Here is a 19,259-nt window from a genome sequence, read left to right as displayed (position 1 = left end):
TCGAGTTGCGTCCAACCATAAGGAGCGAGTCCATGAGCGTCCTCTACACCGCCATCGCCACCGCCACCGGCCGCGAGGGCCGCGCCGTCACCTCCGACGGCAGGCTCGACGTGGCCCTGGCCCCGCCGAAGGAGATGGGCGGCACCGGCGCCGGCACCAACCCCGAGCAGCTCTTCGCCGCCGGCTACGCCGCCTGCTTCGCCAGCGCCCTCGGCGTCGTCGCCAGGCGCGCCAAGGCCGACGTGTCGGAGGCGTCCGTCACCGCCGAGGTCGGCATCGGACCGAACGACGCCGGTGGCTACGCGCTCTCGGTCGCGCTGCGCGTCGAACTGCCCGACCACCTGCAGGGCGAGGAGGGACGCGCCCTGGTGGAGGCCGCCCACCAGGTCTGCCCCTACTCCAACGCCACCCGCGGCAACATCCCGGTCGAGCTCGTCGTCGAGTGACCCCGGCGCGAGCGACCGGTCAGGCGGTCAGGGCCTCGCCCAGCCGGATGAGCGTCAGGCGGTCAGGGCCTCGCCCAGCCGGATGAGCGTCAGGCGGTCAGGGCCTCGCCCAGCCGGATGAGCGTCAGGCCCGGCCGGCGCACCAGCTCCCGCACCGTCCAGACCTGCTCGTCCACGACCGTCCCGTCCAGCCGCATCCGCGCCCCGACCCGCAGCACCGGCCGCCCCGTGTCGTCGCGGACGAGCCGGGCCCGCGACTCGGTCTCGTCCGTGAACAGCAGCAGGAAGTCGCTCGGGTCGGCCGGGGCCTCCATGGCGAGGCCGGGCTGGAGGCGGGGGTGCGCGATCTTCACCAGGTGATCGTTCATTCGTCCGCCTCTACCCCGGGACGGGCTTGCGGCACCCCGGGATAGCGCTTACCTGCATTCATGCGGTGAAATGTCCTCAACCGTTCCCCGGGTTCCACAGGTTGGGAGATCTTCGTGGCCCTGTTCGACCTGCCGCTTGACCAGCTCCGCTCGTACCGCCCCGAGCGCGACGAGCCCGCCGACTTCGCGGACTTCTGGACGCGCACACTGGAGGAGGCCCGGCGCTTCGACCTCGCCCCCGAGTTCACGCCGTACGACCTGCCGCTCGCCTCGGTGGACGTGTACGACGTGTCGTTCGCGGGCTGGGGCGGCCACCGGATCAGCGGCTGGTTCCTCACCCCGCGGGACGCGGAGGGACCCCTGCCCTGCGTGATGCACTACATCGGCTACTCCGGCGGGCGCGGCTTCCCGCACGACCACCTGATGTGGCCCGCGGCGGGGTACGCGGTGTTCGTCATGGAGACCCGCGGCCACGGCGGCGCCAGCACGGGACACCCGGGTGCCACCGGCGATCCCCACGGCGGCACGCATCCGCACGCGCCCGGAATGATGACCAAGGGCATCCTCGACCCGGAGGAGTACTACTACCGGCGGGTCTTCACCGACGCGGTGCGCGCCGTGGACGCCGCGGCCGGGCACCCGGCGGTGGACGAGAGCCGGATCATCGTCTCGGGTGGCAGCCAGGGCGGCGGCATCGCGCAGGCCACGGCCGCCCTGTACCCGTCGGTCGCCGGGGCGCTCATCGACGTGCCGTTCCTGACCCACTTCCGCCGGGCCGTCGAGATCACCGACCGCGACCCGTACCAGGAGATCGTGCGCTTCCTCGCCAGCCGCCGCGGCGACGAGGCGCAGGTCTTCCGCACGCTGGCCTACTTCGACGGCCTGCACTTCGCGGCCCGCGGCCAGGCCCCGGTGCTGTACTCGGTGGCGCTCATGGACGACGTCTGCCCGCCGTCCACGGTCTTCGCCGCCTACAACCACTGGCAGGGCCCGAAGGAGATCACGGTCTGGCCGTGGAACGGGCACGAGGGCGGCCAGGGCTTCCAGCGCGAGGAGCAGCTCCGGTACGCGCACAAGCTCCTGTCCGGCGCCGTCTGAGCAGCCGCGGGCACGCCACCGGCCCGGCACGACAAGCCGTGCCGGGCCGGTGGGGCGGCCCGCGGGTCCCCCGTCAGGCCGGGGCCGCCGCGTGGGATGTCAGGTGGGCTGGTCGGTGACGAGGAACGAGACGGCTCCCTTGTCGTCGGCCCCCGCGTCCAGGGCCTTGTCGTCGAGGACGGTGGCGGCCACCGGGTCGAGGTAGACGCGGGCCCCCTCGGTCTCGACGACCGCGTCCGTCGGCTCGGGCTGGTGGGCCAGCGAAAGGGTGAGCGTACCCGTGTCCTGCCCCTGCGACGCGATGCGGACGCCGCTCTGCGAGGGCTCCGGCGCGGAGGCCGTGAGGTCGCGGATGGCCTGGGCTGCGTTTTCTGTCAGGGTGAGCACTAGGGCTCCTCCTCGTGATTGACGTGCAGGAATTGCCTGCCATGCCCGCTCGTCCCCCACCCAACCCTTCTCCTACATGATTTTTACGGATATATCGGGCGCCGGGCGATGGCGGCTCACAGCTCGGCGAAACGCTCCACGGCCTCCGTCCGGCCCGAGACGATGATCACGTCGTTGTACGTCAGCTCCGTCTCCGCCGTGGCGTACGTGAACTCCTCGCCGGGGCTCTTGACCGCGACGATCGTGATGCCGTACTTGCGGCGCAGGTGGGAGCGGCCCAGGGGCACGCCCACGTACTCCTTCGGCGGCAGGGTCTTGGCCAGCGCGAAGCCCTCGTCCACCTGCATGTAGTCGAGCATGCGGCCGCTCACCAGGTGCGCGACGCGCTCGCCCATGTCGTGCTCGGGCAGGACGACGTGGTGGGCGCCGATGCGGCTGAGGATGCGGCCGTGCTGCTTGCTGACGGCCTTGGCCCAGATGTCGTCGATCTCCAGCTCCACGAGCAGCGAGGCGGTCAGGATGCTGGCCTCCAGGTCGCCGCCGATGGCGACCACCGCCCGGTAGAAGTCGGGCACGCCGAGCTGCCGCAACGCCTCCATGTCGGTGGCGTCGGCCGCGGCGATCTGCGTGATCTGCCCGGCGAGCGCCTGCACGACCTTGGGCCGCCGGTCGATGGCGAGCACCTCGGTGCCGTGCCGCGCCAGCTCCAGCGCCAGCGACGTGCCGAACCGGCCGAGCCCGATGACCACGACCGGGTCGAGCTTCTTGTCAGCCACGGGGGAGTAGCTCCTCAGGTGGGAAGTGGGGGTCGGAGGGAGTGGGGGTGGGCAGGTGCCCCAGATTCTATAGACAAACATAGTCAAAAGTAGTCGTGTATCATGAACGTGTGAAGCTTTCGGAGTGGGCGCGCCAGCAGGGCGTGAGCTATCAGACCGCCTGGCGATGGGTGAAGGACAGCAAGATGCCCGTACCCGTCCGCCAGGCGCCCTCCGGCACGTGGATCGTCGAAGAACCTGCCAGCGCCGTTGGTCGGGTGGTCGCATACTGCCGTGTGTCGTCCGGCGACCAGAAGGGCGATCTGGACCGGCAGGCCGTGCGGGTCGTCGAGGGCGCCAACGCCCAAGGACTGGCCGTCGGCGAGGTGGTCAAGGAGGTCGGGTCCGGTCTGAACGGCACACGCCGCAAGCTGCATCTCGTGCTGGCCGACCCGACTGCGGCTGTCATCGTGGTCGAGCACCGCGACCGGCTGGCCCGGTTCGGTGTCGAACACGTGGAATCCGCGCTCGCCGCGTCCGGCCGCCGCCTGGTGGTCCTGGAACCGGATGAGACCACCGATGATCTGGTTCGGGACATGACCGAGGTGTTGACGTCCATGTGCGCCCGCCTGTACGGGCGTCGTTCGGCGAAGCGTCGTGCCGAACTCGCCGTATCCGCCGCAACGGATGTCGAGGCAGAGGTCGGTGGCTGATGGCGGCGAAGTTCCAGGCGCAGACCGGTTTCGTGGTGCAGGCCTACCGTTTCGCTCTCGACCCGAACGCGGGCCAGACCCGCGCACTGGCGTCACATTGCGGTGCGGCGCGGGTGGCGTTCAACTGGGGCCTGGCCCTGGTCAAGGCGAACCTCGACCAGCGAGATGCGGAACGCAGCTACGGCATCCCCGAAGGGCAGTTGACCCCGTCGCTGTCGTGGTCGATGTACTCGCTGCGTAAAGTCTGGAACACCGCCAAAGGGCAGGTTGCGCCGTGGTGGGAGGACAACTCCAAAGAGGCATACAGCAGCGGGCTGGAGCGCCTCGCTGTCGCGTTGAAGAACTGGAGCGATTCCAAGAAAGGCAAGCGTAAGGGGCCGAGGATGGGCTTCCCGGCCTTCCGGTCCAAGCGGAAGGCCGTCCCGTCGATCAAGTTCACCACCGGCGCCATTCGTGTGGAAGATGACCGCCGTCACGTGACGCTGCCCCGGCTGGGCACGATCCGCACCCACGAGTCCACCCGCAAACTCCAGCGGCGGCTGACCGCCGGGACCGGCCGCATCATGTCGGCCACCGTCCGTCACGAGCGTGGACGCTGGTTCGTGTCCTTCCAAGTTGAGGTCCAACGAGCCGCGAGTGTTCCAGCGCGGCCGGACACTGTCGTGGGCGTGGACCTGGGTGTCAAATGCCTCGCAGTACTCGCCGACAGCGCCGGTGAAGTGCGATACGAGCCGAACCCCGCCCACCTGGACGGCGCACTCAAGCATCTCCGGCGGCTGTCGCGCCTTGTCTCCCGCCGCCAGGGACCGGACCGGCGCACCGGTCAGCAGCCGTCCAAACGGTGGCTGAGCGCCAACACCGAACGCAACAAGGTCCACCATCAAGTGGCGAACCTGCGGGCCGACGGCCTGCACAAGCTCACCACGCGACTCGCCGCTGAGTACGGCACCGTGGTGGTTGAAGACCTGAACGTCGCCGGGATGCTCCGCAACCGGCGCCTGGCCCGTAATATCGCCGACGCCGGGTTCGGCGAGATCCGCCGTCAGATCACCTACAAAACTGGGTGGAACGGCGGGGCCGTGCATGTCGCCGACCGCTGGTACCCGTCCTCGAAGACTTGCTCGAAGTGTGGCGCGGTGAAAGCCAAGCTGCCGCTGCGCGTTCGAGTGTTCGACTGCGACAACTGCCCCCTTGTGATGGATCGGGACGAGAACGCAGCCCGAAACCTTGCCGCCCTCGCGGCGGCCTGCACCACTGGTACCGGAGTGGCCGGAGACCAGGACGCGCAAGCGTCGAAACCGCGTGGAGCCGACCAGAAGACCCGCGCTACCCGACTCGGCCGCAAGGCCGAGTCGGGGCGGGCCGGTGGCGCAACCCCGCACCAGCGGGAAGAAGCGCGAGACCGTACTCAGGACACCGAAGCGCAACCCGCGCTCTGGTGACACCGTGACGGACCTTCCGGGCCGTAATGCCCGGATTACTGATCTCCGACTACGGAATCAGCAACGGTTAGAGAAGGTAGCGCAGCCACAGGTACGGCGTCGCCAGCGCGACCGTGACGACCATGACGACCAGACCGTACCGGGTGAAGCCCCAGAAGCTGATCGGCGTGCCGTTGCGGGCGGCGATGCCGATCACCACGACGTTGGCCGCCGCGCCGACGGCCGTGGCGTTGCCGCCGAGGTCGGCGCCGAGCGCCAGCGCCCACCACAGCACCTGCCCCTGATGGTCGCCGCTCGCCTGCACGAGCTGCTCCACGATGGGGCTCATGGTGGCGACGTACGGGATGTTGTCCACGATCGCCGACAGCCCGGCCGACCCCCAGAGCAGCGCCATGGTGGTGGCCGCCGGCCGTCCCTCGGCCGCTCCGGCGGCGGCTCGCGCGACCTCGCCGATGACGCCGGTGTGGACGAGCGCGCCCACCATCACGAACAGCCCGGCGAAGAACACCAGCGTCGGCCACTCCACCTCGGCCAGCGCTTCCTCGGTGGTGACCTCGGTGAGGGCGACCAGCACCCCGGCGCCGAGCAGGGCCACGATCGACGGCTCGTAGTGCAGCACCGGGTGCAGCACGAAGGCCGCCATGACCAGCCCCAGCACGACGAGGCTCTGCCACAGCAGGCGCCGGTCGGCGATGGCCTCCCGCTCGTTCAGCGCCATGATCTCCGCCGCCCGCGCCGGGTCGTAGCGGAACGCCCGGCGGAACAGCACCCGGCACAGCAGCGCGAACGCCGCCACCAGCACCACGACCAGCGGCGCCAGGTGGACGAGGAAGTCGTTGAAGGTGAGACCGGCCCGGCTGGCGATGATGATGTTCGGCGGGTCTCCGACGAGCGTGGCCGTGCCGCCGATGTTGGAGGCCATGGCCTCGGCGATGAGGAACGGCGCGACCGGCAGCGCCAGCCGCTCGCACACCAGGAACGTCACGGGCGCCACGAGCAGCACGGTCGTGACGTTGTCGAGCAGCGCCGACGCCGACGCGGTGATCACCACGAGCAGCACCATGAGCCGGTACGGCCGCCCGCGGGCGCGCTTGGCCGCCCAGATCGCCAGGTACTCGAAGACGCCGGTGCGCTTCAGCACCCCCACGATGATCATCATGCCGAGCAGCAGGAACACGACGTTCCAGTCGATCCCGGTGCTCTCGGAGAAGAACGCGGGCCCGGCGGCGGTGGCGTGGATCACCAGCATGATCCCGGCGCCGCCCAGCGCCGCGGCGACCCGGTGCACCTTCTCCGTGGCGATCAGCGTGTACGCGCCGAGGAAGACGGCGAGCGCCAGCCAGGCCGTCAGCGTCACTGCTCGACCAGCCGGTCCACCAGCGCCTGGAGCGTCACGGCCCCGCGCAGCCCGCTCCCGTCCACCACGGCCACGAGCGGACTGTGCGTGCGCGCCATGAGCGCGGCCAGCTCCAGCACCGTGGCGTCGGGATCGGCCACGGGCAGCTCGCGTGGCCGGGGCGGCAGCGCCTCGCGCACCGTACGCCCCGCGATGGAGCGCATGAACAGGTCGGCGTGCGCCTCGTCGACGACGCGCGCCAGCGCGGGATCCTCCAGGCAGTAGCCCGGCACGGCCAGACGCAGCACCTGGGTACCCGGCAGGATGCCGGCCGGCAGCCCGCGCTCGTCCACCACGATCAGACCCGGCAGGTCCTGCTCGGCCAGCAGGCGGGCGGCGTCGGCCACCGGGGTGTCGAGACCCACGGTGGGGAAGTCGGCGACGAGATCGCTGGCACGCATGAACGGCACTCCCGGGGCACGACGACAGGACCGCCGACCAGCCTTCCCGGCACACCGTGGATCAACCTATCGCCTCCGGCGGGTCCGCCGCCCGGCGGCCCCGGCCCACGGCCCGGTCCGGCGACACGAGCCGGCCGCAGGCCGCTCCGCCGAGCGGCGCGCAGCCGGTCAGCACCGGCTTCCCACCTCGGAGCGGACGATCAGGGGCGGAAGGTGACGACCATCTGGCTTCCGTCCTCGCGCACGTGGCAGCCGTCGTCGGCGAGCAGCGTGCGTAACGCGAGCCGTACCGCGCCCCGGATCAGGCGGTAGCGGGCCGCGTGCTCCTCGCCGGGCGCGGCGTCCGGCTCCCACGAGACGACCACGCCACGGCCCGGATCGTGCCAGACGCGGAGGCCGCCGTCGCCGTCGGCTTCGGGACGCTCCACGGTGAACCCCGCCTCCGAGAGCCGGTGGCGTACCCGGCTCTCCAGGACGGTGGCGTCGAGGGGTGCGAAGCTCACGACGATCATCTTCCCGCGCCGGACCGGTCCATGCCTGGTGTCCCCGGCACGCACACAGCCGCCCGCACCTGCCGCGGCGCCCCGGTCAGAGGCCGTACGTCTCCAGCAGGCGCAGCCAGATCTCACTGACCGTCGGGAACGACGGGACGGCGTGCCACAGCCGCTCCAGCGGCACCTCGCCCGTGACCGCGATCGTCGCGCCGTGCAGCAGCTCGGCCGCCCCCGGACCGGCGAACGTCACCCCGAGCAGCACCCGCCGGTCCTCGTCCACGACGGCCTTGGCGCGTCCCCGGTAGCCGTCGCCGAGCAGGTAGGCGCCCGACACCGCGCCCATGTCGTACTCCACGGCCCGGACCCGGAACCCCGCCTCCCGCGCGGCCTGCTCGGTGCGGCCCACCGAGCAGAGCTGCGGGTCGGTGAAGACCACCTGCGGCGCGCCCTGACCGTCGGCCGTGTCGCGCAGCGCCGGCAGGTCGTCGGGCTCGCCCTTGGCCCGCGCCGCGATGACGTCGCCGCACACCCGCGCCTGGTACTTGCCCATGTGGGTGAGCAGGGCCCGCCCGTTGACGTCGCCGACCGCGTACAGCCAGCCGCCGTCGGCGCCGGTGGCGCGCATGCTGTCGTCGACCTCGACGTAGCGGCCCGGCGTCAGCCCGACGGTCTCCAGGCCGACCTCGGACGTGGCGGGCTTCCGGCCGGTCGCCACGAGCAGCTCGTCGGCCTCCACCGGCGGCCCGTCGGGCAGGCGGACGGTGACCTTGCCGCCCGGCTCGGGCCGCTCCACCGCGACGGCGTCGGTGTGGAAGCGCACGTCGATCCCCGCGTCGGCGAACGAGGCCGCCAGCAGCTCGCCGGCGAACGGCTCCATCCGGGGCAGCAGCCGGTCGCCGCGCACGAGGACCGTCGTCTGCCGCGCGCCGAGGCCGTGCATGGCCTGCGCCATCTCGCAGGCGACCACGCCGCCCCCGATGACGGCCAGCCGCTCGGGCACGGAGGCGGCCGCGGTCACCTCGTGGCTGGTCCAGGGGGCGGCCTCGCGCAGACCGGGCACCGGCGGAACGGCCGGGGTGCTGCCCGTGGCGAGCACCACCGCGTGCCGCGCGGTCAGCGTGCGCTCGGAGCCGTCGGGCTCGGTGACGCGGACCCGGCGCGGGCCGTCGAGCCGGCCCGTGCCGCGCACCATCGTGGCCGGCACCCCGTTCAGCCAGTCCACCTGGCCGGAGTCGTCGTAGTGCGCCACCGCCTCGTCGCGCCGGGCCAGCACCTTGCCGGCGTCGATGGGGCCCAGTGTCAGGCCGGGCACGCGGGCCACCTCGGCCGCCAGCTCCACGGGGCGCAGCAGCGCCTTGCTGGGGATGCACGCCCAGTAGGAGCATTCGCCGCCCAGCAGGCGGTTCTCCACGACAGCGGCGGTGAGCCCGCCCCGCACGGCCCGCGCCGCCACGTTCTCCCCGGCGGGACCGCCGCCGATCACGATCACGTCGAACTCGTCGCCCACGTCTGCCTCCCACATCTCACCGGCGTACCGGCACCAGCCTTTCAGAAGGTGCCGCTCCCGGGCGAAGCCGGGGCGGCGCCCGCTCCACATGGCCGGTGGGGCCGTCAGCGCACGTCGAGGCCGAGCGCGGCGGCGACCACCGTCGCCTGGTGGGCGTCGATGATCGCCTTGTCGAGCTCGGCCGTGAGCGGGTCGATCAAGGACCAGTCCCCGCCCTCGGCCTTGAGCAGCCCGTACGAGCAGCCGTCGAACCTGCCGCCGGTCAGCTTGCAGCCCCGAACGTGGCGTCGAAGAAGGAGCAGCGGACGAACGCGCAGCCCGCGAACAGGGCGTCCTCGTGCAGCGACACGTTGAAGCGGACGTCGCGGAAGACGCGCGTTCGGCCATGGCCGGTAGGCTAGCGACCGCCCCCGACAGTTCTCGCGGTGAGGTGTGTCAGCCCGTCTCGCCGGCGGCCCGGCGGGTCAGGGAGTCGATCAGCGGCTGCACGAGCTTGGCCGCCAGCGGCCCGAAGGCCGCCAGGATCAGCACGTACGCCGCGGCCAGCGGGCCGAGGTCCGGGTGGACTCCGGCCGCCACGGCGAGCCCGGCGATCACGATGTTGAACTCGCCCCGGGGGATGAGCGCGATGCCGGCGCGGGCCTGGCCGGCGCGGGCGATGCCGGCCCGGCGGGCCGCGTACATGCCCGTCAGCAGCTTGGTGGCCATGCTGATCACGGCCAGCAGGGCCGCCAGGCCCGCCACGGGCAGGATCTTCGCCGGGTCGGTCTGGAGGCCGAAGAAGACGAAGAACACCGCGGCGAACAGGTCGCGCAGCGGCTCCAGCAGCGCCCGCGCGTCGTGGGCGAGCTGCCCGGACAGGGCGATGCCCACGAGGAACGCGCCGACGGCCGCCGACACCTGGAGCTGCTGGGCCAGCCCGGCCACGAGCAGCGCGAGCCCGACGACCTTGAGCAGCAGCACCTCGGAGTTGGGGCTGGAGACGAACGCCTCGATGAAGCGGCCGTAGCGCAGCGCGACCAGCAGCACCACGCTGACCGTGGCCAGCGCGACGGCCACGGTGACGGCGCCGCTCACCAGGCTCAGCCCGGCCAGCAGGGCCGTCAGCACCGGCAGGTAGAGGGCCATCGTCAGGTCCTCGAACACCAGCAGCGACAGCACCGTCGGCGTCTCCCGGTTACCGATCCACCCCAGGTCGGACAGGACCTTGGCGGTGATGCCGGAGGAGGTGGCGTAGGTGACGCCGGCCATCGCGACCGCCGCCACCGGCCCCCAGCCGAGCAGCAGCGCGCAGATGGCGCCGGGAGCGGCGTTGGCGACCAGGTCGACGAGCCCGGCCCGGGCGTTGCTCTTGAGGCTGGTGACCAGCTCGCCGGCGTTGTACTCCAGGCCGAGCGTGAGCAGCAGCAGGACGACGCCCAGCTCGGCTCCGGCGGAGATGAACTCCTCGCTCGTGGCCAGGGGCAGCACGCCGCCGGTGCCGAAGGCCAGCCCGGCGATCAGATAGAGGGGGATCGGGGAGATTCCGGCCCGTAGGGCGAGGGCGCCGAGCACGCCGAGGCCCAGAATGACCGCACCGACTTCGACCAGCAGAATTGCAGTGTCGTGCACCCAGGGCCCTACCCGTGCGCCAGGATGTCGGCCACCTCGGCGGTGCTGTCCGCGCCGCCCACGACGACGACGATGTCGTTCTCGGCGAAGACGAAGTCCGGTCCGGGACTGGTGAAGACCTGGGGCCCGCGCACCACCGCGACGATGGAGGCGTTGGTGCGGGTCCGCACGCGCGCGTCGCCCATGGGCCGCCCGGTGTACGGCGAGCCGGGCGGGATGGGCAGCTGGAGGCTGACCAGGCCCTCGACCTGCTGGTGGAGCTGGTTGAGCCGCTGCACGATGCGGGGCGCGCCGAGCAGCTCGACGAGCGCCTCGGCCTCCTCGTCGTTCAGCTTGACCGTCTCGCAGGCGCGGTCGGGGTCGCCCTTGTCGTAGATGACCAGGTCACGGCGCCCGGTCCGGTGGGAGATCACCGCCACCCGTCTGCCGCTCTGCGTCGTGAACTCGTGCCGTAGCCCGATGCCCGGCAGCGCAGTCTGCTCGACCTCCACCGTCTCCCCGCTCGCCCGATCCGCTGATGACCCGCAAACCGTACCATTTGGCGGCATATGGGCCTGTTGTGCGAATCAGGAGGCGGGGTCAGATGAGGGCGAGCGTCTGGCGGGCGATCTCCCACTCCTCGTCCGTCGGCACGACCAGCACCGCCGTCCGCGCCCCCTCCGGAGACACGGGCCGCTCCCCGGAGGCGTCCGCCGCGTTCCGCTCCGCGTCCACGGCCAGGCCGAACCGGTCCAGCCCGGCCAGCGCCTCGGCCCGCGTGGCCGCGTCGTGCTCGCCGACGCCGCCGGTGAACACGACGGCGTCCACCCGGCCGAGCACCGCGCAGTAGGCGCCGACGTACTTGCGGATCCGCCGCGTGTAGACGTCCAGGGCCAGCCGGGCGCGGGCGTCGCCGCCGGCGGCGCGCCGCCGCACCTCGCGCATGTCGCCCGACCCGGCCAGGGCGAGCAGCCCGCCCGCACGGCTCAGCGCCTCCTCGGCCGGCTCCACGTCCAGGCCCCGCGCCCGCTTGAGGTAGCCGAGCAGCGCCGGGTCCACGTCGCCGGAGCGGGTGCCCATGACCAGGCCCTCCAGCGGCGTCAGCCCCATGGAGGTGTCCACGCTGCGGCCGCCCTCGATCGCGGTGGCGCTCGCGCCGTTGCCGAGGTGCAGCACGATCAGGTTCGTCTCCTCCGGGGAACGGCCCAGCAGCTCCGCGGCCCGCCCCGACACGTACGCGCACGAGGTCCCGTGGAAGCCGAACCGCCGCACCTCCCACTCCCGCGGCACCGCGTACGTGTACGCCTCCGGTGGCAGCGTCTGGTGGAAGGCGGTGTCGAACACGGCGACCTGCGGCACGCCCGGGAAGGCCTCGCGCGCCACGCGCACGCCGGCCAGGTTCACCGGGTTGTGCAGCGGGGCGAGCGGCGCCAGCTCCTCGATGGCCGCGATCACCTCGTCGTCGACGAGCACCGCCTCGCGAAAGCGGGTCCCGCCGTGCACGACCCGGTGCCCGACCGCGACCGGGTCGAGCTCCGGCCCGGCCTTGTCGAACGCCTCCAGCACCGCCGCCAGCCCCTCGGCGTGCCCGGGGAAGCGCCGCTCGCACTCGTACGGCCGGCTCTCCGCGCCGCCCGCGTGGTGGGTGAGCCGCCCCTCCTCCTCGCCGATCCGCTCGACCAGGCCGCGCGCCGCCCGCTCGCGGGACTCCACGTCGATGAGCTCGTACTTGATGGAGGAGGAGCCGGTGTTCAGGACGAGAATGCGTGCGGCCATGTCCACCCGCTGATCTCGGGAGCGTCCTCGCCGTGCGTCCGCGTGTACGCGCGGGCCTGCAGCCGGGCGTCCGACATGCGCTGGCGCAGGTGCGCCTGCGTGGTGCCGAGGCCCGGCACCCGGTCGATGACGTCCATGACGAGGTGGAAGCGGTCGATGTCGTTGAGCATCGCCATGTCGAACGGCGTCGTGGTGGTGCCCTCCTCCTTGTAGCCGCGCACGTGCAGGTGGTCGTGACCGCTGCGGCGGTAGGTCAGCCGGTGGATGAGCTGCGGGTACCCGTGGAAGTTGAAGATCACCGGCTTGTCCGGGGTGAACAGCGCGTCGTACTCGGCGTCCGGCATGCCGTGCGGGTGCTCGCTGCGCGGCTGCAGGCGCATGAGATCCACGACGTTGATCACGCGCACCTTCAGCTGCGGCAGGTGCTCGCGCAGCATCGCCGCGGCGGCCAGCGTCTCCAGGGTGGGCACGTCGCCCGCGCAGGCCAGCACCACGTCCGGCTCGGCGCCCTCGTCGGTGCTCGCCCACGGCAGGATGCCGAGGCCGCGGGTGCAGTGGGCGATCGCCTCGTCGATCGTGAACAGGTCCAGGACCGGCTGCTTGCCGGCCACGATGACGTTGACGTAGTCGCGCGAGCGCAGGCAGTGGTCGCCGACCGACAGCAGCGTGTTCGCGTCCGGCGGCAGGTAGACCCGCACCACCGCCGGCTTCTTGTTGACCACCACGTCGAGGAAGCCCGGGTCCTGGTGGCTGAAGCCGTTGTGGTCCTGCCGCCACACGTGTGACGACAGCAGGTACGTCAGCGAGGCCACGGGCCGCCGCCACGGGATCTTCTTGGACGACTCCAGCCACTTGGCGTGCTGGTTGAACATGGCGTCGATGATGTGGATGAACGCCTCGTAGCAGTTGAACAGCCCGTGCCGGCCGGTCAGCAGGTAGCCCTCCAGCCAGCCCTGGCACAGGTGCTCCGAAAGGATCTCCATGACCCGCCCGCCGGGCGCCAGGTTCTCGTCGGTGGGCTTCAGCTCGGCGTTCCAGGCCCGGTCGGTGACCTCGAAGACGTTCGACAGCCGGTTGGAGGCGGTCTCGTCCGGCCCCATCAGCCGGAACGTCGTCGGGTTGGCCGCGATGATGTCGCGCAGCAGCCCGCCGAAGACGCGGGTCGGCTCGTTGATCGAGGCGGCCGGCGACTTGACCTCGACGGCGTGCTCGCGGAAGTCCGGCAGCCGCAGCGGCGCCAGCAGCTCGCCGCCGTTGGTGTGCGGGTTCGCGCTCATCCGGCGCGGCCCGCCGGGCACGGTCCCGGTGACCTCGGGCACCGGCCGGCCCTCCGGCGTGAACAGCTCCTCGGGCCGGTAGGAGCGCATCCAGGTCTCCAGCATGGCCAGATGCTCGGCGTTGTCCCGCACGCCGGCCAGCGGCACCTGGTGCGCGCGCCACGTGCCCTCCACCGGCAGGCCGTCCACCTCGCGCGGGCCGGTCCACCCCTTGGGGGTGCGCAGCACGATCATGGGCATCCGCTCCGCGTCGCCCGCCCGGTACGCGGCGATCTCGTCGAACACCGTGTCCAGGGTGCCGGCCATCTCCTGGTGGTCCGGGCCCACCACGTGCGGCCGGTAGCCGTAGCCGCGCATGAGCTGGAGCAGCTCCTGCTCGGGGATGCGGGCCAGGACCGTCGGGTTGGCGATCTTGTAGCCGTTGAGGTGCAGGATCGGCAGGACCGTACCGTCCTTGCGCCGGTCGAGCAGCTTGTTGGAGTGCCAGCTCGCCGCGAGCGGCCCGGTCTCCGCCTCCCCGTCGCCGATGACGCAGGCCACCACCAGGTCCGGGTTGTCGAAGGCCGCGCCGTAGGCGTGCGCCAGGCTGTAGCCCAGCTCGCCGCCCTCGTGGATGGAGCCGGGCGTCTCCGGCGCCACGTGGCTGGGGATCCCGCCGGGGAAGGAGAACTGGCGGAACAGCCGCCGCATGCCCTCCGCGTCCTGGCCGATGTCGGGGTAGCGCTCCGTGTAGGAGCCCTCCAGCCAGGCGTGCGCCACCGCCGCCGGCCCGCCGTGGCCGGGCCCCGCGACATAGATCATGTCCTGGTCGCGGAGCCTGATGATCCTGTTGAGATGGGCGAAGCAGAAGTTGAGTCCGGGCGTGGTCCCCCAGTGGCCCAGCAGGCGCGGCTTCACGTGCTCGGGCCGCAGCGGCTCCGTCAGGAGGGGGTTGTCCAGCAAATAGATCTGCCCGACGGACAGATAGTTCGCCGCCCGCCAGTACGCGTCGATATCGTCCATCCCATGATGGTTCCTTCATACGGACGGCTCAACCGCCTTGATTAGAACGGCTCTCCTGTGGCAGGAGACGAGTCAACCGGCTGAGTGAGGCGTCATGGACATCCGGTCATCGAGAACACACGCGTTCGTCATGGCATTCACCGAGGCGGACGTAGCGGGGGCACGCGGCGCGGTGGAGCGCTTCGCGCAGGCACACGGCCTGGCGGAGGAGCGCGCCGTGGACCTCGTGCTGGCCACCAACGAGGCGGTCGTCAACGCGATCGCCTACGGCGAGGGAAGGGGGGTGCTGCGGCTGTGGAGAGACGGCGACGACATGGTGTGCGAGATCCGCGACCACGGAGCCGGGATAGCGGAGCGGACACTGGACAAGGTGGATCCGCCGCCCATGACCTCGGCGGGCGGCTGGGGCATCTGGCTCATGCGGCGTCTGGCCGATGACGTCACCATCACGACCGGCCCGGACGGCACCGCCGTGCGCATCGCGATGTCGCTGGGCGACCGGCGGCACGACGCGTCCTGACGGCACGCGCCCGTCCACGCACGCCACCACCCTCCGACCGGCCGTCCACCCCGGACCGGCCGTCCACCGGCAGGCCGACCACCTCAGGCAGGCGACCCCGTGAACTCCGAACGCGGTGAGGCGGACCCGCCTCCGCTGCTCGACACGTTCTTCGAGCAGGACACCCTGACCGGCACGCGCGCCGAGACACAACGGGTCGCGGGCGAGAACGGGCTCATCTCCACCCGCCTCGTCGACTTCGTCATGGCGGTCAACGAGTGCCTGGTCAACGTCGTCACCCACGCCGGCGGGCGCGGCAGGCTGCGCCTGTGGCACGACGGTGAACGGCTGCTGTGCGAGATCCGCGACTTCGGTCCCGGCATCCCGGCGTCGTACCTGGAGGACACCGGGCTGCCCGCCCCCTCCCAGGTGGGCGGGCGCGGCATCTGGCTGATCCGCCGCCTGACCGACGGCGCCGCCTTCGCCACCGGCCCCGCCGGGACGACCGTCCACATGGTGATGAAGACCACCGGATAGGGCCGCCTGACAGGGCCGCCCGACAGGGCCGGGCGATAGGCTGCGGCCATGGGGCTCCGCAGCGCGCAGTGGTACTCGGGTGACGACCGGAACTCCTACATCCACCGGGCCTGGATGCGCCGTGGCCTGCCCTCCTCCGCCTTCGGCGGCGACCGGCCGCACATCGCGATCGCCAACACCGCCTCCGACCTCACCCCCTGCAACTCCCACCTCGACGAGGTGGCCGCGAGCGTGCAGCAGGGCGTGTGGGCCGCCGGCGGCGTCCCGCTCGACCTGCCCGTCGTCTCCCTCGGCGAGACCAACGTCCGCCCCACCGCGATGCTGTGGCGCAACCTGGCCGCCATGGCCACCGAGGAGATGCTGCGCGCCAACCCGATCGACGGCGTGGTCCTGCTCGGCGGGTGCGACAAGACGATCCCGTCGCTGCTCATGGCCGCCGCCTCGGTCGACCTGCCCGCCCTCGTCGTGCCCGGCGGCCCCATGCTGACCGGCCACTTCCGCGGCGTACCCCTCGGCTGCGGGACCGACGTGTGGCGGCTCAGCGAGGAGGTGCGCGCCGGCACGCTGTCGCGCGAGGCGTTCCTGCGCTCCGAGTCGTCCATGATCCGCAGCCGCGGCCACTGCAACACCATGGGCACCGCCTCCACGATGGCCTGCATGGCCGAGGCTCTCGGCATGACCCTGCCCGGCACCGCCGGCACCCCGGCCCCCGACAGCCGGCTGCTGGAGCTCTCGCACGCCGCGGGCGAGCTGGCCGTCGAGCTCGTCCGGCAGGAGCGCCGCCCCAGCCAGGTGATGACCCGCGGCTCGTTCCTCAACGCGATCGTCACGCTGGCCGCCATCGGCGGCTCCACCAACGCGGTGATCCACCTGCTGGCCATCGCCGGCCGCCTCGGCGTGCCGCTCGACCTCGACGACTTCGACCGCACCGGCGCCGGCGTCCCCCTGCTGGCCGACCTCCAGCCGGCCGGGCGCCACCTCATGGACGACCTGTTCCGCGCCGGCGGGCTGCTCGCCCTGCTCCGGGAGGTCGAGGACCTGCTCGACCCGGGCGCGATCACCGTCACCGGCCGGCCGCTCACCGCGTACCTCGCCGAGGCCGAGATCTGGGACGAGACCGTCATCCGGCGCCGCGCCGACCCGCTGCTGGCCGACGCGGGCATCGCCGTGCTGCGCGGCAACCTGGCCCCCGACGGGGCCGTCATCAAGCCCGCCGCCGCCTCGCCCGAGCTGCTGCGCCACCGCGGCCGGGCCGTCGTCTTCGACAGCGTCGAGGACCTGCGCGCCCGGCTCGACTCGCCCGACCTCGACGTGGACGAGACCTCCGTCCTCGTGCTGCGCGGCTGCGGCCCCAAGGGCTACCCCGGCATGCCCGAGGTCGGCAACCTGCCGCTGCCCGCCAAGCTGCTCGCCAAGGGCGTGCGCGACATGGTGCGGATCAGCGACGCCCGCATGAGCGGCACCGCCTACGGCACGGTCGTCCTGCACGCCTCGCCCGAGGCCGCCGCCGGCGGGCCGCTGGCCCGGGTCCGCACCGGCGACCCCGTCGTGCTCGACGTGGCGGCCAGGCGGCTCGACGTGGACCTGCCCGACGGCGAGCTGGCCGCCCGCGATCCCGTCATGACCGGCCACGCCCGGCCCGTACGCGGCTGGGAGCGCCTCTACGTGGACCACGTCACCCAGGCCCACCAGGGCGTGGACCTCGACTTCCTCGCCGGGTCGAGCGGAGACCGGGTGGGCCGCGACTCCCACTGACCGCCCCCGCCTCCCCGCCCTCGCCTCCCCGCGGCGCCGGTTCCGGCCGCGGCAAAGAGTGGGCTGCGCCGTGCGCGGAATCGGCTCGCCTGGGTACGGGGTTACGGAACCATGTGAACCGTGTGATCGGATTGACGGCACCCTTAACGACGCAGGAGGACACGTGAGCGGCGACATCACCCACAGCCAGGAGTGGGCGGCGCTGGGCAAGCACCACGAGGAGCTGGCCGGCAGGCACCTGCGCGAGCTGTTCGCGGAGGACCCGGGGCGCGCGGAGCGGATGACGCTGACCGCCGGCGACCTGTTCCTCGACTACGCCAAGCAGCGCGCCACCGGCGAGACCCTCGACCTGCTCGTGGCGCTGGCCGAGCGGGCCGGGTTGCGCGAGCGGATCGACGCCATGTTCTCCGGCGAGCACATCAACGTCAGCGAGGACCGCGCCGTCCTCCACGTGGCGCTGCGCATGCCCGCCGGCGCCGAGCTGACCGTCGACGGGCAGGACGTGGTCGGCGACGTCCACGCCGTGCTGGACAAGATGAGCGGCTTCGCCGAGCGGGTCCGCTCCCAGGAGTGGCGCGGCGCGACCGGGCAGCCCATCACCACCGTCGTCAACATCGGCATCGGCGGCTCCGACCTCGGCCCCGCCATGGCCTACGAGGCGCTGCGCGACTACGCCGACGCCGGCATCGAGGCCCGCTTCGTCTCCAACATCGACCCGGCCGACATCACCGGCAACCTCGCCGGCCTCGACCCGGCCACCACCCTGTTCGTGGTCAGCTCCAAGACGTTCACCACGCTGGAGACGCTCACCAACGCCAAGGTCGCCCGCCAGTGGCTGGTCGGCGCGCTCGGCGAGGAGGCCGTGGCCAAGCACTTCGTGGCGGTCTCCACCAACGCCGCGAAGGTCGCCGAGTTCGGCATCGACACCGACAACATGTTCGGCTTCTGGGACTGGGTCGGCGGCCGCTACTCCTACGACGGCGCCATCGGCCTGTCCCTGATGGTCGCCATCGGGCCGGAGCGCTTCCGCGAGATGCTGGCCGGCTTCCACACGATCGACGAGCACTTCCGCACCGCGCCGTTCCACGCCAACATGCCGGTCCTTCTCGGCCTGCTCGGGGTGTGGTACACCGACTTCTTCGGCGCCGAGACCCGCGCCGTCCTGCCGTACAGCCAGCGCCTGCACCGCTTCCCCGCCTACCTCCAGCAGCTCACCATGGAGTCCAACGGCAAGTCCGTGCGCGCCGACGGCGAGCCGGTCTCCACCGACACCGGCGAGATCTTCTGGGGCGAGCCGGGCACCAACGGCCAGCACGCCTTCTACCAGCTCCTCCACCAGGGCACGCGGCTCGTCCCGGCCGACTTCATCGGGTTCGCCGAGCCGTTCGAGGACCGCGAGGGCATGCACGACCTGCTCTCGGCCAACCTGTTCGCGCAGACCTCCGCGCTGGCGTTCGGCAAGACCGCCGAGGAGATCGCCGGCGAGGGCACCGCGGCCGGGATCGTGCCGCACAAGGTGATGCCCGGCAACCGGCCCACCTCCACCATCCTCGCGCCGAAGCTCACCCCGTCCACGCTGGGGCAGCTCGTCGCCCTGTACGAGCACATCGTGTTCGTCGAGGGCACCGTCTGGGGGGTCGACTCCTTCGACCAGTGGGGCGTCGAGCTGGGCAAGAAGATGGCGCTCGACCTCGCGCCCGCCCTCACCGGCGAGGAGCCGCCCACCGGCCTGCCGGACCCGTCCACCGCGCAGCTCGTCCGCCGCTACCGCGAGCTGAGGGGCCGCCGCGCCTGACGGATTGACGGGGCGGGCCGG

19 protein-coding genes are annotated in these 19,259 nt (G+C 72.1%); 8 read left to right on the top strand and 11 right to left on the bottom strand.

The window, feature by feature from the left end; all coding sequences use genetic code 11:
- Positions 1 to 32 precede the first annotated feature (32 nt).
- Positions 33 to 446 carry an organic hydroperoxide resistance protein gene (locus MTP10_RS16185; RefSeq protein WP_310710155.1) on the top strand — a complete coding sequence of 138 codons (414 nt, stop codon included), beginning with the start codon at positions 33 to 35 and terminating at the stop codon, positions 444 to 446.
- An 89-nt stretch (positions 447 to 535) separates the two neighbouring features.
- Here the strand turns inward: MTP10_RS16185 and MTP10_RS16180 are convergent, their stop codons facing one another.
- Complete coding sequence (locus tag MTP10_RS16180; protein WP_310710153.1) at positions 536 to 814, bottom strand: hypothetical protein; 279 nt, start codon at positions 812 to 814, stop codon at positions 536 to 538.
- A gap of 114 nt (positions 815 to 928) precedes the next feature.
- Here MTP10_RS16180 and MTP10_RS16175 point away from each other — a divergent pair, with 114 nt between their 5' ends.
- Positions 929 to 1,912, top strand: a complete 984-nt coding sequence (locus MTP10_RS16175; protein ID WP_310710151.1) for an acetylxylan esterase — start codon at positions 929 to 931, stop codon at positions 1,910 to 1,912.
- A gap of 99 nt (positions 1,913 to 2,011) precedes the next feature.
- Here MTP10_RS16175 and MTP10_RS16170 read toward each other — a convergent pair whose 3' ends face one another.
- Entirely contained in the window at positions 2,012 to 2,299 is a 288-nt protein-coding gene (locus MTP10_RS16170) for a Fe-S cluster assembly protein HesB (RefSeq protein ID WP_310710149.1), read from the bottom strand.
- Positions 2,300 to 2,415: 116 nt separating this feature from the next.
- Positions 2,416 to 3,075 carry a TrkA family potassium uptake protein gene (locus MTP10_RS16165; protein ID WP_310710147.1) on the bottom strand — a complete coding sequence of 220 codons (660 nt, stop codon included), beginning with the start codon at positions 3,073 to 3,075 and terminating at the stop codon, positions 2,416 to 2,418.
- 110 nt (positions 3,076 to 3,185) lie between these two features.
- Here MTP10_RS16165 and MTP10_RS16160 point away from each other — a divergent pair, with 110 nt between their 5' ends.
- Positions 3,186 to 3,767, top strand: a complete 582-nt coding sequence (locus tag MTP10_RS16160; RefSeq protein ID WP_310710145.1) for an IS607 family transposase — start codon at positions 3,186 to 3,188, stop codon at positions 3,765 to 3,767.
- The gene (tnpB, locus tag MTP10_RS16155) at positions 3,767 to 5,209 is read left to right on the top strand and encodes an IS607 family element RNA-guided endonuclease TnpB (RefSeq protein ID WP_310710143.1); all 1,443 of its coding nucleotides are present in this window, start codon (positions 3,767 to 3,769) and stop codon (positions 5,207 to 5,209) included. Before MTP10_RS16160 ends, tnpB begins: the two co-directional genes overlap by 1 nt.
- Positions 5,210 to 5,276: 67 nt before the next feature.
- On the opposite strand, the gene MTP10_RS16150 is transcribed toward tnpB, so the two are convergent.
- The 8 genes from MTP10_RS16150 to MTP10_RS16115 form a co-directional block, all read right to left on the bottom strand.
- A complete protein-coding gene (locus MTP10_RS16150) occupies positions 5,277 to 6,560 on the bottom strand; it encodes an ArsB/NhaD family transporter (protein ID WP_397334466.1) in 1,284 nt (427 codons plus the stop codon).
- A 2-nt stretch (positions 6,561 to 6,562) separates the two neighbouring features.
- Positions 6,563 to 7,006 (bottom strand): CBS domain-containing protein, encoded by a 444-nt coding sequence (locus MTP10_RS16145; protein WP_310710139.1) that lies wholly within the window; start codon positions 7,004 to 7,006, stop codon positions 6,563 to 6,565.
- Positions 7,007 to 7,206: 200 nt separating this feature from the next.
- Complete coding sequence (locus tag MTP10_RS16140) at positions 7,207 to 7,509, bottom strand: hypothetical protein (RefSeq protein ID WP_310710137.1); 303 nt, start codon at positions 7,507 to 7,509, stop codon at positions 7,207 to 7,209.
- Between the two features lie 85 nt (positions 7,510 to 7,594).
- A complete protein-coding gene (locus MTP10_RS16135) occupies positions 7,595 to 9,022 on the bottom strand; it encodes an NAD(P)/FAD-dependent oxidoreductase (RefSeq protein WP_310710135.1) in 1,428 nt (475 codons plus the stop codon).
- Positions 9,023 to 9,442: 420 nt separating this feature from the next.
- Positions 9,443 to 10,618, bottom strand: coding sequence for a cation:proton antiporter (locus tag MTP10_RS16130; protein ID WP_310710134.1), 1,176 nt, complete (start codon positions 10,616 to 10,618; stop codon positions 9,443 to 9,445).
- A gap of 8 nt (positions 10,619 to 10,626) precedes the next feature.
- Positions 10,627 to 11,109 carry a cation:proton antiporter regulatory subunit gene (locus tag MTP10_RS16125; RefSeq protein WP_310710133.1) on the bottom strand — a complete coding sequence of 161 codons (483 nt, stop codon included), beginning with the start codon at positions 11,107 to 11,109 and terminating at the stop codon, positions 10,627 to 10,629.
- An 88-nt stretch (positions 11,110 to 11,197) separates the two neighbouring features.
- Positions 11,198 to 12,373 (bottom strand): acetate kinase, encoded by a 1,176-nt coding sequence (locus MTP10_RS16120; RefSeq protein ID WP_310710131.1) that lies wholly within the window; start codon positions 12,371 to 12,373, stop codon positions 11,198 to 11,200.
- Complete coding sequence (locus tag MTP10_RS16115; protein ID WP_310710130.1) at positions 12,349 to 14,652, bottom strand: phosphoketolase family protein; 2,304 nt, start codon at positions 14,650 to 14,652, stop codon at positions 12,349 to 12,351. The genes MTP10_RS16120 and MTP10_RS16115 overlap by 25 nt, the downstream gene beginning before the upstream one ends.
- Positions 14,653 to 14,782: 130 nt before the next feature.
- On the opposite strand from MTP10_RS16115, the gene MTP10_RS16110 reads away from it, so the two are divergent.
- The 4 genes from MTP10_RS16110 (at position 14,783) to pgi (ending at position 19,238) form a co-directional block, all read left to right on the top strand.
- Positions 14,783 to 15,172, top strand: a complete 390-nt coding sequence (locus MTP10_RS16110) for an ATP-binding protein (RefSeq protein ID WP_310710128.1) — start codon at positions 14,783 to 14,785, stop codon at positions 15,170 to 15,172.
- Positions 15,173 to 15,271: 99 nt separating this feature from the next.
- Positions 15,272 to 15,688, top strand: coding sequence for an ATP-binding protein (locus MTP10_RS16105; protein ID WP_310710126.1), 417 nt, complete (start codon positions 15,272 to 15,274; stop codon positions 15,686 to 15,688).
- 48 nt (positions 15,689 to 15,736) lie between these two features.
- Positions 15,737 to 17,443 (top strand): IlvD/Edd family dehydratase, encoded by a 1,707-nt coding sequence (locus MTP10_RS16100; RefSeq protein ID WP_310710125.1) that lies wholly within the window; start codon positions 15,737 to 15,739, stop codon positions 17,441 to 17,443.
- A 163-nt stretch (positions 17,444 to 17,606) separates the two neighbouring features.
- Positions 17,607 to 19,238: a glucose-6-phosphate isomerase gene (gene pgi, locus MTP10_RS16095; protein WP_310710123.1), complete on the top strand. Its 1,632-nt coding sequence runs from the start codon at positions 17,607 to 17,609 to the stop codon at positions 19,236 to 19,238.
- The last annotated feature ends 21 nt before the right edge of the window (positions 19,239 to 19,259 follow it).

Origin of the sequence: Nonomuraea sp. 3-1Str (assembly GCF_031570565.1) — a bacterium.
Taxonomy (GTDB): domain Bacteria; phylum Actinomycetota; class Actinomycetes; order Streptosporangiales; family Streptosporangiaceae; genus Nonomuraea.
The sequence above is the reverse complement of the archived record's forward strand: the minus strand, read 5'-3'. Positions and strand labels throughout refer to the sequence as shown.

Coding starts and splice junctions, on each gene's coding strand:
- MTP10_RS16185 (WP_310710155.1), top strand. CDS start 33: ATGAGCGTCCTCTACACCGCCATCGCCACCGCCACCGGCCGCGAGGGC.
- MTP10_RS16180 (WP_310710153.1), bottom strand. CDS start 814: ATGAACGATCACCTGGTGAAGATCGCGCACCCCCGCCTCCAGCCCGGC.
- tnpB (WP_310710143.1), top strand. CDS start 3,767: ATGGCGGCGAAGTTCCAGGCGCAGACCGGTTTCGTGGTGCAGGCCTAC.
- MTP10_RS16145 (WP_310710139.1), bottom strand. CDS start 7,006: ATGCGTGCCAGCGATCTCGTCGCCGACTTCCCCACCGTGGGTCTCGAC.
- MTP10_RS16135 (WP_310710135.1), bottom strand. CDS start 9,022: ATGTGGGAGGCAGACGTGGGCGACGAGTTCGACGTGATCGTGATCGGC.
- MTP10_RS16120 (WP_310710131.1), bottom strand. CDS start 12,373: ATGGCCGCACGCATTCTCGTCCTGAACACCGGCTCCTCCTCCATCAAG.
- MTP10_RS16115 (WP_310710130.1), bottom strand. CDS start 14,652: ATGGACGATATCGACGCGTACTGGCGGGCGGCGAACTATCTGTCCGTC.
- MTP10_RS16110 (WP_310710128.1), top strand. CDS start 14,783: ATGGCATTCACCGAGGCGGACGTAGCGGGGGCACGCGGCGCGGTGGAG.
- MTP10_RS16100 (WP_310710125.1), top strand. CDS start 15,737: ATGGGGCTCCGCAGCGCGCAGTGGTACTCGGGTGACGACCGGAACTCC.